A 12,509-nucleotide genomic window follows, 5' to 3' on the forward strand; every position below is an offset into this window, starting at 1 on the left:
TGTATGCTGCGGTGCATGGCACGTAACGAACTCCGTCCGATCATCAAGCTCCGGTCCACCGCCGGGACCGGATACACCTACGTGACCCGCAAGAACCGCCGGAACGACCCAGACCGGCTGACCCTGCGCAAGTACGACCCGGTCGTCGGGCGTCACGTCGACTTCCGCGAGGAGCGCTGACCCCCATGAAGTCCGGAATCCACCCCGAGTACCGGCCGGTTGTCTTCCGCGACCGGGCCGCCGACCACGCCTTCCTCACCCGTTCGACGGCCACCAGCGATAGAACCGTCGAGTGGGAGGACGGCAGCACCTACCCCGTCATCGACGTAGAGATCTCCTCGGTCAGCCACCCCTTCTACACCGGGAACCAGCGGGTCCTCGACACCGCAGGCCGCGTGGAGCGCTTCCAGCGCCGCTACGGGCGGAGGGAACCGTGACCCCTGCCGAGCACCGACTACCGGTGACCATCGTCGCCGGGCTGTGTGAAGGCGCCCGGCGCGCGGCCATCGGGGACCTCCTTCACTCCGTGCCCGGGACCGTCGTTCTGCACCACGACCTGTCGGCCGGGCCGAACGGCTCGGTGCACCGCACCATCCGCGACCTCAACGGCCTGGTCGGCAGCGGCCACGCCCCGCTGGTCAACGACTGCGCCTGCTGCGCGCTGCGCGAGGACCTCGTGCCCGAGCTCCTGCGGCTCGCCGAAGCCGGAACGTACCGGCTGGCCGTCGTCGAGCTGTGGGACTCCGTCGAGCCACAGGCCATGGCCGCCGTCATCGCCGCGGAAAGCGAGTCGCTGGCACTGACCGGAGTGGCCACCGCGATCGACCCGGCGCTCGTACTGCCCTGCCTGTCCAACGGTGACGACCTCGCCGAGGCCGGCCTGGCCGCCGCCCCACCGACCAGCGCACGGTCGCCGACACCTTCGCCCGGCAGATCGAGTACCCCACCGTGCTCGCCCTCGCCGAAGGCGACGAACCCGCGGACGACGCCGACCAAACGCTGCTTGCCCAGCTCACCCCGACCGCACGGCATGTCCGCGTGGGGGACGGCACCTTGGCCGGCGCCCTGATGGCCGGGTTCGACCATGAGGCGGCGGCCGCCCGGCAGCACCCGGCGTGCACGCTGCTGCCCCAGGAGGCCGACGAACACGGGGTCGCCACCCTGGTATGGCGGCGCGACCGGCCCTTCCACCCCGGGCGGCTGCACGCGGCGCTGGACGACCTCGTCTGCGCCGCGGCCCGTATCCGGGGCCGGTTCTGGCTGGCTGACCGTCCCGACACGCTGCTGTCCTGGGACGCTGCCGGCGGCGCGCTGTGCGTGGAGTCCGCCGGGCCCTGGCTGGCCGCACTGCCAGACGCCGCCTGGGAGATGGTGCCCGCCGAACGCCGCGTCGCCGCCTCCCTCGACTGGCACCCCGAACACGGCGACCGCTGCCAGCACCTCACCTTCACCGCACCCGGCCTCGACCGCGACAACCTGGTGAGCCTGCTCGACTCCTGCCTGCTCACCGACGCCGAGTACGCGGCCGGACCACAGGCATGGAAGGAGCTGTCGCACGCCTTCGACGAACTGCTCGACCCCGTCGGCTGAACGCGTACCGACGTACTGCCGACACCCGGTATCGCCAACGCCCCCGTGACCCTGACGAAAGGACCTGACCGACCATGTCCCGCCGCGCCAACGCCAACTCCAAAGCTCCCAAGCGCAAGGTCAACCCCCTCGACGCCGCCGGCATCACCTACATCGACTACAAGAACACCGACCTGTTGCGGAAGTTCATCTCCGACCGTGGCAAGATCCGCAGCCGCCGGGTGACCCATGTGACGAAACAGCAGCAGCGTCAGATAGCACGGGCCATCAAGAACGCCCGCGAGATGGCTCTCCTGCCCTACAGCTCCCGGTAACCGGTGAGGATCGGCCAACCGCCGGAACGCGGGGTGCTGAGCGTCGTCTCCGGGAACACCCCTGAGGCGCGCAGCCGCGCGCTGGACGTGCTGCGGCGTGCCGCGCCCGACGCCGCCGTGCTGTCGGTCTCCGTACAGGGAGACGCGGACGGGGGCTATCCGTGTGTGCAGCCCATCGTCACGTCGGACGATGCTCAACTTCAGGAGGAGCTGTGCCGGGCGGCGACGGGCGACCCAGCCGTGATCATCCGTCAGGACCTTGAGGTCATCGCCCGCCGTTCGCCCCGCCCACACGTGGTGCTCTCGCTCCCGGAGAACCTGGACGCGGCAGCGCTTCTCACCTCCCTCTGGCAGCCCCCTATGGGCCGTACGCCGACGGCGCACCACTACGACCTGGCGGCGACAAGCATGGGTGTGGATCCCGGCCGTTTCCTGAGCGACCTGCGCCGTGCGCACCGCTCTGCCCCGTTCCTCGGTCCGGGCCGCCATGCCGAACCGGTCACGCTCGCCGAGGCAGCCGCCCGCCAAGTGGAGGCAGCCGGAACGCTGATCCTGGGCCAAGGGCAGGACCCTGCCGACGGCCGCCGGCAGGGCGTCCGGGCTCTGCTCGGCCACCTCAATCCGTCGGCAACGGTGCTCTCCGGTGACTCGGACGACGCAGACGCCCTCAAGGCTCTGGTGACGCCCGACCCACGGTGGGCCGAAGCCGACCCGGCCGAGCGTCTCGACCCCGTCCTCGCACCCGTGCGCCGGCACGGTGTCCACCACGGAGTGATGTCCGTACTGTGGCGGTCCCGCAGACCCGTGCACCCCGAGCGGCTCGCGGACTGCCTGCCGGGGATCATGTCCGGAGTCGTACGCAGCCGGGGCCATCTGTGGCTGGCCACCCGGGAGAGGGACCCCTCGAAACCTTCGAGGAGAGTCCGCCCGATAGCCAGTGTGGGCTTCAACGGTGGCCCGCTACTCGATCTCCCGGCCCGAAAGAGTTGTCATGGAACTCGTCCGTACCGTCGGCGACATGATCCATCGTGGGCTTTTCCGCCTTCCTTCCCTGCTCCCGGCCGAGGGCCACGGAAGAATCCTGCGCGCTTGCTTCGAATACAAGTACCGTCGCCCGGATCCCTGGAGATACGAGGTCGCTCCCTATGAGGTCTCCAAGTACGCCACGACTCTGGCGTGCGTGCCGCCACGGTCGTACCGGCGGATCGCGGACATCGGCTGTAGCGAGGGGACGTTCACCTGCCGTGTGGCTCAGACCTACCCTGCCGCCGAGGTGGTTGGGGTCGACATCTCCGAGCGTGCTCTCCGACGGGCGGACCGGCGCGCCAGCGTTCAGGGGCGCGACATCACCTTCATGGCGCGGAACATCGTCGAGGGCAGCCCTGACGGCCTGTTCGACCTTGTCTTCTGCTCGGAACTGCTCTACTACTTCGGGAGCCAGGACCGGCTACGGCTGGCGTGCTCCCGGATCACTGCCCTGCTCGCCCCGCGGGGCCTGCTCGTAGCAGTACACCCCTGGCCGGAGTCCCGTCGGCTGCACTGCCCCTTCGGTAGCGACCAACGCCTCACCCAGCACTCCGAGCGTGTCGAGACCACCACGTCTCGCCCCTATGCCGTCGTGGTCTACGAACGTTCTCCGACAGGCAGAGAAACAGATCCGTACCGCGGCCACTGACCGTCCGGTCGATGAAGTGGCGGCGCAGCCGGCCCGGCGCTCGCAGCCCGCTAAGGTCCGCAGCGGAAGCCGCCCACGATCTCCCGCCGCGGTCACCTTTGTCTTGCGGTGCTGGCTTGGTGACCTCAGGGGGCATAGCGCATCTTTTCATTACAACTTACTTGAAAGCGTTTCGTATTTGGTACGCCCATAGCTCGGAGTGGTGAACGGGAAGGTGTCGGAGGGGTGGTGCGGTGTGCCGGCTTCCTAGGTTGGCCTGGTGGATGCGATGGAGCGCACAATCCGGGGACATGCGGCACAGGGGGCGCTTGGTTCGGCCCTGTTGGCGGCTGGCGGGTGGGGCGCTGGGGCGTTGACGACGGGTGAGCCGAGTGGGCTGTGGGGGATTCCCGCCCCTCCGCTGGTGGTGCTGGGCGCGGTGATGGCTTATGCCGGCCTGACGCTGCTGGTGGTGGCGTGGTGGCGGCTGGGTTCGGCCGTGCGGAATGGCCGTGTGATGAGTCGTCGGCAGCGTTGGGTGGTACTCGGATGGTGGGCTTTGCCGATGGCGGCGTGCCCTTTGCTGTTCAGCAGTGACGCGTACAGCTATGTCGCTCAGGGGGCGATCGCTCATCAGGGGTGGGATGTCTATGGGGTAGGGCCCTCGGTACTGGGTGGGGGGCTGGCCGGCAACGTTCCGGCGATGTGGCGGGGCACGCCCGCTCCCTACGGTCCGCTCTCGGTGGCGATGTCCGAGACCGTGGTATCGGTGACGGGTGAGCAGCGTGTGGTCGTCGCGGTCCTGGGGCTGCGGTTGCTGGCGCTGGCGGGGCTGGTGCTGTTGGCCTGGGCAGTGCAGCGGCTCGCCGCGGTCACGGGCGTGACGCCGTGCGGTGCCTGGTGGGCGGCGCCGCTGAATCCACTGGTGCTGGTGCATCTGGTGGGCGGAGCACACAACGAGGCGTTGATGGTCGGGCTGATGATGGTGGGCTTCGTCGCCTTCGGGGGCGGCCGATGGGTGGTGGGGACCCTGGCGATGATCTCCGCCGTGTTGGTGAAGGCGCCCGCCGCGGTGGCGCTGTTGTGCGCGGCGGTCGTGGCCGTGGCCGGGCAGCCCGGGGGGCGGCGGCGCTGCCGTCGCGCGGTCGAGATCACCGTGGTGGCGGTGGCGGGGCTGTTGGCGGGGGTGGCGCTGTGCGGGCGGGGGTGGGGGTGGCTGCACACCGCGGGCGAGTCGGACAGGGTCTTCACAGCGCTGTCGTTGAGCACGGATGCCGGGCGGGTGTGGGGGGCCGCGACGCAGGCGCTGGGGTGGGGTACGACGGATGACGCCGTGACCCTCGCCCGTGGCGTGGGGTTGGCGGGCGGGGCCTGCGCGGTGGCGTGGTGTGCGTGGCGGGCCCCGCGGACCGGGGCGGCGTACGCGGCAGGGAGGGGGCTCTTGGCCGTGGTGGTGAGCGCACCGGTGGTGCAGCCGTGGTATCTGCTGTGGGGCGGGGTGCCGCTGGCTGCGGTGGCGTGGCCTGTGCTGGCCCGTCCCTGGGCCAAGGCGACGATGGTGGGGATGCTGCTCGTGGTGTTGCCGTCCGGGCTGGGTCTCACCTGGGCTTACGGGATGGCGGCCGTTACGGGCGTGTCGCTGACGTCGGTGGGGCTTGCGGCATGGGCTGTGTGGCGCCGGCCGGTCCCTGCCGTCGGCGCAGCACCAGCCAGAGCGCTCCGGTGACGAGCCCCAAGGGGATCTCCAACAGGTGGGTGAAGGTGGTGAAGAGCAAAACGCTCGCGGCCACCGGGCCGGGGGCGCCACCGAGGTGGACCAGCGCGACGGCCACCGCGCTGTCCGTGACGCCGATACCGCCGGGTGTCAGAGCGATCTGGGTGAGGAACCTGCTCGCGGCGAAGACGGCGATCGTGTCGGCCAACCCTGTGCGCACACCCGCGACAGACAGGCAGGCCATGAACAACAGACCTTGTGCGGCCAGTGTCGCGGCCATGCCCCACAGCAGTTGCGGCCAGCAGCGGTGCAGCACCGTCCGCCACTCGTCACGCCAGAGCGCGAGCCATCGGCCGAGGTGCCGGGTAACCCTCCCCCTGGAGGAGGGGGTTGACGAAAGTTCCGGCGCCGCCGCGTTCTCCTTTTGCACTTCGCCCCGGTAGCGCCGCCAGAGCAGCGGGCCCACGATCACTGCTGGCGCCAGCACGAGGAGGGTGGCTCCTGCCCTGGCCGCCCAGTAGATCCCCGGGATCGGGGCGTGCGCCAGCAGCAGGGCCCCCACCGCGGAGATCACCAGCCGGGTGGCGACATTGCACATTCCCGTGAGGCCGATGCATACCGTGACGGTGCGTGGCCGGTGTCCCCAGCGCAGTGCCATGGCGTAGGTGACCGCCACGCCGGCTCCTCCGCCGAGAGGAAGAACGTTGCTGACGGCGCTGCTGGTGCAGTTCACCATCAACGCACGAGGGCGGGACAGGCCTGGCAGTGCGGCGCTGAGGACGAAGGTGTAGGCCCACAGCGCGGTGCCCCACAGCCCGCACAGCAGCAGCACCTGGGCCGCATCGACCCGGTTCAGGGCCGCGGCGATGGCCGGCCAGCGGGTGCCTGCGGCCTTCGGTACGGCCAGTGCGAGCAGCAGTGCCCCCACCAGCGACGGTGCCGCGCCCAGCACATACCGGACCGCCGAGGGCTTTCCTGCCATCCGTCCTCTCACAGAGAGTCGCTTGTCCGCCGACGTGGAAGCGTGGTGAGCGGATCGTCCAACACCTCGGTCGCGGACAACCCGCGCTGGATGTACCACTCGGTTCCCAGGACGTATCGGAACAGGGGGCCGGGCAGGCGGCGCAGCGCGGCCAGCGTCCGTTCGGACTCACCGCCGGTGGCCTGGCTACGGTGGGCGGTCATGCTGTCCCGTTTCGCCCTCCAAAAGCGTCGCACCGCAACCCGGTGGGTGATTTCGGTGCCGGGCGCGAATGCTTGCCGGAAGGCGTTGCGATCGAACTCGGGCGGGAAGCGGTAGAACCAGCCAGCGGCCCGCAGTCCGCGCAACAGCAGGTCGCGGTCGACCGTGGCCTCCAACACGCAGGGCGTGCCCGCCAGTTCGGCAGCCCGGTAGCCTACCCGGTGGACCTGGACGTGGTCGGGGTGCCCGTAACCGCCGCCTGGGTCGTAGACGGTCAGCAGGTCGGCCCGCTCCTCGGCGAGCACAGCGGCCAAGCGGTGGGCCGCCTCGTCCACGTCGGCTGCCGCAAACGGGACTGGCGCCCTCGTAGCCCTTCCCGGCCCGGTACCGGAAGCCGGGGCCGTCCGGCCGGAGTCGGCGTAGCCAAGAAAGACCACTCGGGCACAGCCCAGCAGCCGCGCCGAGCGGTACGCCTCCCGCTGCCGTACCTCTCCCAGGCCCTGTTCCCGCAACTCGCCCGAGGCCAGGCCCTGTTCGCCCGCGGTGGCCAGTACAAGGACCACGCGGTGCCCCTGATGGGCCAGTCGCGCCATGGTGCCTGCGGTGAGCAGTGCTTCGTCGTCCGGGTGGGCATGGAAAAACACGCAGGTATGACGCACAGCGAACAATCTACCCAGAGCTATGCGAAATGCGCCATAGGGTGCTCAAATGTCACCTGTGATCGTGCACATCTCCGACTGCTTCCCGCCCCGCACGGGCGGCATCGAGTCCCAAGTCGCCGCCCTGGCACATGCACAGCACAACCGGGGTCAGACCGTCCAGGTCGTCACCGCCACGCCCGCGGGCCCTGGCTTGCAGCCCGCTTGGCCGTATCCGGTGCACCGGATCACCGCCCGGTTGCCGCGCCAGATGCCCGTGCACCCCCGCGCAGGGCGCGAACTGGACCGGCTACTGGACCGCTTGGGCCCGTCGGTGCTGCATGTCCATGTGGGGGCGATCTCCCCGTTCGCCTGGGCTGCGCTGGGCACGGCTCGCCGGCGGGGCATTCCCACGGTGGTGACGGTGCACAGCTTGTGGGACCGGGCGGTGCAGGGCGTGTACCGCGCCCTGTACCGATTCGGGTGTTCCCCGGCCGTCCCGCTGACGGTGACGGCGGTCAGTACGCGGACGGCGTGGCTGGTCCGACAAACACTGCCCGGCACCTCTCCATTGGTCATCCCCAACGGCATCGACACCGACTGGTGGCGTGCGCACGGCCCGGTGACCGGCGAGGACGACGTGGTCCGCGTTTCCTCCGTCGGCCGACTCGTGCCCCGCAAGGAACCGATGGAACTCCTGGCCGCTCTCAGGGCCGCTCACGCGCGCCTGAGGAGTCGTGGTACGTCGTTGCAGGCCACGTTCGTCGGAACCGGCCCCAGTGCCAAGGCCATGCACACCTACATTCGTCGGCACCACATGGAGCAGTGGGTGCGCCTGGCCGGGCACATGGACGCGTCCGGGGTGCGCAGGCTCCTTAGCGAGACGGATCTGTTCGTCAACCCCTCCCGTCGGGAAGCCTTCGGCATCGCGGCGCTGGAAGCCCGCACCTGCGCGGTGCCCGTCCTCGCACGTGTGCACACCGGCGTCGCCGACTTCGTCCGCCACGGGCAGGAGGGCTCCCTGTGTCACCACTCCGCCTTCGCGCTCGCCGATGAACTGGTGTGGCTGGCCCGCAATGCCGGGGCGCGCCGTCATCTCGCCGAGCACAACCGCCATACCGCGCCCGTACGCTGCACGTGGTCTGCCGTCACCGAAGCCTTCACCCACGCCTACGAAGAATCCCTCGGCGGAGGCGCCCGGTGAGCCTCGCGAAGGAAGCGGACGGCGAGGAGGCCGGCAACGGAGAGCGGACGCGCGGTATGAGGCACGGTTGCGGGCGGCGCAGCGGGGCTTGGCCCGACGGGCGTCGTGGCTGCTGGGCATCAGTGCTGGGGTGGTGCTGGTGGTGGTGTGGCTGAACGCGCAGCCACCCACCGGCATGGTGGACCTGAGAGTCCATCGGCAAGCCGCCCCCCCCATCTCCTCTCCGGCGACCTGTACGCCTTCCGCCTTTACCTGCCCGACGTCAAGGTCTTCCCACTCCCCTTCACCTACCCGCCATTCGCCGCCGTGCTCTTCCTACCACTCGCCGCTCCCGCCTGGCCGGTGGCCTCGGCGGCATGGACCCTCGTCTCGATCCTCGCGCTGATCGCCTTGGTGCACCGAAGTCTGCGCATGGCAGCGCCCTGGCTACCGGCAGCACGGCACCGGCAGCGCGTGCTGCTGTGGAGCGCGGTCCTGCTGTGGAGCGAGCCAGTATCGGCCACGCTCGGCCTCGGACAGATCAACCTGCTGCTCGCCGCCCTGGTCCTCCTCACCGTGCAGCACCGCTCACCAGCCCCTCGCGGGCGCCGGTATCGGTGCCGCCGCCGGCATCAAGCTGACCCCCGCAGTTACCGCGTCGTCCATCTGCTGGCGCACGGCCGCTGGAGGGCGGCACTGTGGTCGCTCGTCGCCTTCACCACCACCGTCGCAGCAGGATGGCTTGCCGCCCCGGGAGCATCACGAACCTGCTGGTTCCACCTGATCGGCGACACCTCCCGCTTCGGTCCCATCGGCTCCGGCCTCAACCAATCACTGCGCGGAGCGCTCTCTCGCGCCCTCGGCCACGACGCCGGTTGGACCGCACCCTGGTGGGCCCTCGCCCTCCTCGCGGCAGTCGCGGCGTTGTCCGCCGCCACGCGCAGCGCCCGCCGCGCCGACCTCCTCGGCAGCCTGGTAGCCGTGCAGCTGCTCGGCTTGCTCGTCAGCCCCATCTCCTGGGTGCACCACTGGGTGTGGGCCGTGCCCCCGCTGTGCGCGCTCCTCACCCTGGCGGCACTGCTCCGCCCCACGCCAAAGGGCGACGCCGTGTCGAGTTGACCGCAGGCGTGGCCCCCTTGCACGGCGGACGAGCACGCCAGGCTGCCCACCAGCTGTCCAAACGACACGGCCGGGGAGGCCCATGCGGGCATCCGAGCGCCGCCAGGGCGATCCGTCTCGGTTCAGCGGTTGAGATGCCAGGACTCGTCCAGCACGCGCAGGGCGGAGCAGCGGGTTCCCCGGGCCCGTCCCCGGGCAGCGCGGCTCATCGGGTTGCGACCACGCCGCCCAGCAGCTCAGGCAGCGGATCACTCGGGTGTGCTCGGGGTTCGGCACCGCGCTGCCGCCGCACTGGGGGCACTCGGACATCGCTGCTGCGTATCAGACGGCCGGGTCGAACTCCCCCAGCTTGGCACAGGTGATCGAACGGCGGCGCCGCTCCTCCAGCCACGCCAAGCCGGCAATGATCTGGGACGGTTTCAGCCCCGTCTCCCATTCCAGCTCCCGCTGGCTCAGCCCCTGCGGATGCCCCATGATCGCGCGGACGATCTTGCCTGCCCACAGCTGAGCGGCTCGCCGTCGTCGTTCTCGTCGACGAACTCGTCCTCATCCGGCTCTTCCGGCTCCCTGCCGCAGCCCTCGCAGCCCGCTTTCGCAACGGCCCGCTTGCACCAGCCAGACATCATCCACCCACAGATCCCGTCGAACGAGCTACGCGATGCCGCGACCCATGAGGAGCTGTCCGGTCGATCGTGTGCCAGATGCCGCGGCCTCGCAGGCGCAAACGGTGTCCAGTGCGACCCATACCAATCAAATGCGGCCCATCGGACATGACCTAGTAGTGCACACTCCGTGTGACCTGTACAACCGCCCTGTGGAACTCCATCACGGTGGCTCCCCCGGGCAGCCGGTGCGACGTGTTGTTGACGCTCAGCCCGGCTTCTTCGCCAGGACGCGGGAGAGGAGGTAGGCGTCCCCGCCGGGTGGGAGGGAGTCGAACATGTCGCAGACCACTGCGTCTGCCTTGCCGTCCAGGCCGTGCGCGGCCAGGTGGCGGCGGGCCTCGGTCACCGAACCGGCCTGGTCGGCAACGGTGCCGCGGAGGTGTGGGTGGGCTGCGAGGATTTCGCGGAGCAGGGCACCGGTGCCGCCGCCGACATCGATCACGTGCCGGACGCCCGACCAGTCATAAGCGGTGCCGATTCCTTGCGTTGACTGGGAGACCTGTGCCATCAAGCGGTCGAACGAGGCGGTTCGGTCGGGCGAGGCCCCCAAGTCCTCCCAGAACGGGGCACCGTGGACCTTCGCGTAGACGGAGGTGCCGGAGCGGACCGCGTCCACCAGGTGGGGAAAGGTGGCGTCGAGCCGGCCGGCCACCTCGTCGGCGTCCAGCCATTGCCGCAGATTGGCCGGGTGGTCGGAGAGGAGTTCCTCGGCCAGGTCGGTCAGTGCGTAGGTGCCTGGTGCGGGCTCGGCGAAGATGTCGCGGCAGGTGAGGAAGCGCAGCAGCCGGGAGAGGGCCTGTGGATCGGCGCCGGCCGCCTCGGCCAGGTCGGGAAGCCGGGTGCGACCGGCGGCGATGTGGTCGGCGAGCCGGAGCGTGGCCGCCGCCCGTACGGCGAACGGGGTGACGATGTCGGCGATCTCGGCGAGACCGCGGGAGGGTTCCGGGCGGCCTGCCACGGGGGCTTTCCGGACTCTGCCATGCCGGGCTCACAGGCACATCACAAGGAACGCCGGTCAGATTGGTCAGACGCGGGGCGCTCATGGCCGGGCAGCAGGATTCGGCGCGAGACGAGGAAAGTGAGAGGGATCGCGGCGACCGCAGCGGGCAAAGGGGCAACCCGGCTGCTCACGTGGAGCCAGTGCACGAGCAGGATCGTGCCGGTGCCGGTGCCGGTGAGGACGAAGCTCGTGAGGTTGGTCAGCGGGAAGGTCAGGAACTTTCGCCAGGTCGGGCGGGTTCGGTAGGTGAAGTATGTGTTCAGGAAGAACGAGCCGACCATGCTCAGTGTGAACGCCGCCGTGTATGCGAGTACGTACGGCAGCCACGGATGCAGTGCCAGGTAACTGCTGTAGAAAGTCACCGTGCTCACGGCGCCCACCATGGCGAAGCGCATGACTTGGAGCAGCTGGTGCGCTCGGGAAGGCATCAACGTGCCCGTGCGCCGCCCGTACGGGAAGGCGGTGTCCTGCGGGCGCACCGTGTGCGGCGGACGGGGCGGTGGTGAGGGGTGGCAGCAGGCTGAGGCTTGGCTTCTTTCACCAGGTAGTGCGGGCGCCGTTTGGTCTCGTAGTAGATACGCCCGATGTACTCGCCCACGAGGCCGATCATCACCATTTGCAGTCCGCCGAGCCCCGCCACGGAGACCAGCAGGGTGACATAGCCGGGGACGTCGATCCCGTTGACGGACGCCAGGATGACGACCGCCGCCGCGTAGAGGAACGCCACTCCGGCCATCGCCAGTCCCGCGTAAATTGACACGCGCAGAGGGCGGTTGTTGAACGAGATGAGTCCGTCCATCCCGTAGTTCACCAGGGAGCCCAGGCGCCACTTGGTCTCCCCTGCCTCGCGAGCGGCGTTCGGGCAGTCGACGGTTGCGGTGTCGAAGCCGATCCAGGCGAACAGTCCTTTGGAGAAGCGGTTGTATTCCGGGAGGGAGAGCAGCGCATCCATGGCGGGACGGGACAGTAGGCGGAAGTCGCCCATGCCGTCCATCAGTTCGACGTCCACCAGCCTGTTGACCAGACGGTAGTAGAACCGGCTAAACGTGGAGCGCGCCACCCCGTCCCCGGCGCGGGAACGCCGGGCGACAACCTGGTCATGACCCAGGGCGTGGAGGTCGAGCATCCGGGCGATGAGCTCTGGCGGGTGCTGGAGGTCGGCGTCCATGAAGACCACGGCGTCACCCGTGGCTTCTCGCAGACCGGCCAGCATGGCTGCCTCCTTGCCGAAGTTGCGGCTGAAGGACAGGTAGCGGGTGTTCCGGCTGTGTCGCAGCCGCAAGGCACGCAGCCGGTCCAGTGTGCTGTCGCTGCTTCCGTCATCCACATAGCACAGTTCGTATTCGACACCGTCGAGCTGGTCCAGACTGTCCCGGACCCTGTGGTCGAACAGCTCGACGACGGCTTCCTCGTTGTAGCAGGGGACGACGATCGTCAGTCTCATAGCTG

General features: G+C 69.6%; 13 protein-coding genes and 1 pseudogene. 8 read left to right on the forward strand and 6 right to left on the reverse strand.

Translation table 11 applies throughout. The features are described 5' to 3' along the window. The first annotated feature begins 15 nt into the window (after nt 1-15). The 6 genes and pseudogenes from rpmG (at nt 16) to mptB (ending at nt 5,284) form a co-directional block, all read left to right on the forward strand. Complete coding sequence (gene rpmG, locus B1H19_RS02465; protein ID WP_026252351.1) at nt 16-180, forward strand: 50S ribosomal protein L33; 165 nt, start codon at nt 16-18, stop codon at nt 178-180. Nucleotides 181-185: 5 nt separating this feature from the next. Further along, complete coding sequence (locus tag B1H19_RS02470; protein WP_083102615.1) at nt 186-437, forward strand: type B 50S ribosomal protein L31; 252 nt, start codon at nt 186-188, stop codon at nt 435-437. After that, nucleotides 434-1,590, forward strand: a pseudogene (locus B1H19_RS02475) (CobW family GTP-binding protein). The gene B1H19_RS02470 and the pseudogene B1H19_RS02475 overlap by 4 nt, the downstream one beginning before the upstream one ends. Nucleotides 1,591-1,664: 74 nt before the next feature. Further along, entirely contained in the window at nt 1,665-1,904 is a 240-nt protein-coding gene (gene rpsR, locus B1H19_RS02480; protein ID WP_083102616.1) for a 30S ribosomal protein S18, read from the forward strand. 991 nt (nt 1,905-2,895) lie between these two features. After that, nucleotides 2,896-3,579 carry a class I SAM-dependent methyltransferase gene (locus B1H19_RS39545; RefSeq protein WP_083102617.1) on the forward strand — a complete coding sequence of 228 codons (684 nt, stop codon included), beginning with the start codon at nt 2,896-2,898 and terminating at the stop codon, nt 3,577-3,579. 268 nt (nt 3,580-3,847) lie between these two features. Next, nucleotides 3,848-5,284 (forward strand): polyprenol phosphomannose-dependent alpha 1,6 mannosyltransferase MptB, encoded by a 1,437-nt coding sequence (gene mptB, locus B1H19_RS02495; protein ID WP_083102618.1) that lies wholly within the window; start codon nt 3,848-3,850, stop codon nt 5,282-5,284. Here the strand turns inward: mptB and B1H19_RS02500 are convergent. Both B1H19_RS02500 and B1H19_RS02505 read right to left on the reverse strand, forming a co-directional pair. Further along, nucleotides 5,184-6,254 carry a lysylphosphatidylglycerol synthase transmembrane domain-containing protein gene (locus tag B1H19_RS02500; protein WP_083102619.1) on the reverse strand — a complete coding sequence of 357 codons (1,071 nt, stop codon included), beginning with the start codon at nt 6,252-6,254 and terminating at the stop codon, nt 5,184-5,186. The two genes, mptB and B1H19_RS02500, sit on opposite strands and share 101 nt — an antisense overlap. A gap of 8 nt (nt 6,255-6,262) precedes the next feature. Beyond that, the gene (locus tag B1H19_RS02505; RefSeq protein ID WP_083102620.1) at nt 6,263-7,099 is read right to left on the reverse strand and encodes a PIG-L deacetylase family protein; all 837 of its coding nucleotides are present in this window, start codon (nt 7,097-7,099) and stop codon (nt 6,263-6,265) included. Between the two features lie 64 nt (nt 7,100-7,163). Between B1H19_RS02505 and B1H19_RS02510 the strand changes: the two genes are divergently transcribed. Beyond that, nucleotides 7,164-8,297: a glycosyltransferase family 4 protein gene (locus B1H19_RS02510; RefSeq protein WP_083102621.1), complete on the forward strand. Its 1,134-nt coding sequence runs from the start codon at nt 7,164-7,166 to the stop codon at nt 8,295-8,297. A gap of 147 nt (nt 8,298-8,444) precedes the next feature. Next, nucleotides 8,445-9,395 (forward strand): glycosyltransferase 87 family protein, encoded by a 951-nt coding sequence (locus B1H19_RS02515; RefSeq protein ID WP_159027951.1) that lies wholly within the window; start codon nt 8,445-8,447, stop codon nt 9,393-9,395. Nucleotides 9,396-9,716: 321 nt separating this feature from the next. On the opposite strand, the gene B1H19_RS38515 is transcribed toward B1H19_RS02515, so the two are convergent. From B1H19_RS38515 to B1H19_RS02530, 4 genes are all read right to left on the reverse strand, one after another. Beyond that, a complete protein-coding gene (locus B1H19_RS38515; protein ID WP_159027952.1) occupies nt 9,717-9,869 on the reverse strand; it encodes a hypothetical protein in 153 nt (50 codons plus the stop codon). Between the two features lie 396 nt (nt 9,870-10,265). Beyond that, on the reverse strand, nt 10,266-11,018 hold the full coding sequence (locus tag B1H19_RS02520) for a methyltransferase (RefSeq protein ID WP_083102623.1): 753 nt from the start codon (nt 11,016-11,018) through the stop codon (nt 10,266-10,268). A gap of 41 nt (nt 11,019-11,059) precedes the next feature. Further along, nucleotides 11,060-11,455 (reverse strand): GtrA family protein, encoded by a 396-nt coding sequence (locus B1H19_RS02525; protein ID WP_335755923.1) that lies wholly within the window; start codon nt 11,453-11,455, stop codon nt 11,060-11,062. Nucleotides 11,456-11,487: 32 nt separating this feature from the next. After that, nucleotides 11,488-12,504 carry a glycosyltransferase family 2 protein gene (locus B1H19_RS02530; RefSeq protein ID WP_083102624.1) on the reverse strand — a complete coding sequence of 339 codons (1,017 nt, stop codon included), beginning with the start codon at nt 12,502-12,504 and terminating at the stop codon, nt 11,488-11,490. Nucleotides 12,505-12,509: the final 5 nt, after the last annotated feature.

It is taken from the genome of Streptomyces gilvosporeus, from assembly GCF_002082195.1.
GTDB lineage: Bacteria > Actinomycetota > Actinomycetes > Streptomycetales > Streptomycetaceae > Streptomyces > Streptomyces gilvosporeus.

Bases quoted from the DNA above. Each gene is read 5' to 3' on its own strand.
- B1H19_RS02500 (WP_083102619.1), bottom strand. From the start codon at position 6,254: ATGGCAGGAAAGCCCTCGGCGGTCCGGTATGTGCTGGGCGCGGCACCG.
- B1H19_RS02510 (WP_083102621.1), top strand. From the start codon at position 7,164: ATGTCACCTGTGATCGTGCACATCTCCGACTGCTTCCCGCCCCGCACG.
- B1H19_RS38515 (WP_159027952.1), bottom strand. From the start codon at position 9,869: ATGGGGCATCCGCAGGGGCTGAGCCAGCGGGAGCTGGAATGGGAGACG.
- mptB (WP_083102618.1), top strand. From the start codon at position 3,848: ATGGAGCGCACAATCCGGGGACATGCGGCACAGGGGGCGCTTGGTTCG.
- rpsR (WP_083102616.1), top strand. From the start codon at position 1,665: ATGTCCCGCCGCGCCAACGCCAACTCCAAAGCTCCCAAGCGCAAGGTC.
- rpmG (WP_026252351.1), top strand. From the start codon at position 16: ATGGCACGTAACGAACTCCGTCCGATCATCAAGCTCCGGTCCACCGCC.
- B1H19_RS02525 (WP_335755923.1), bottom strand. From the start codon at position 11,455: ATGCGCTTCGCCATGGTGGGCGCCGTGAGCACGGTGACTTTCTACAGC.
- B1H19_RS02530 (WP_083102624.1), bottom strand. From the start codon at position 12,504: ATGAGACTGACGATCGTCGTCCCCTGCTACAACGAGGAAGCCGTCGTC.
- B1H19_RS39545 (WP_083102617.1), top strand. From the start codon at position 2,896: ATGGAACTCGTCCGTACCGTCGGCGACATGATCCATCGTGGGCTTTTC.
- B1H19_RS02470 (WP_083102615.1), top strand. From the start codon at position 186: ATGAAGTCCGGAATCCACCCCGAGTACCGGCCGGTTGTCTTCCGCGAC.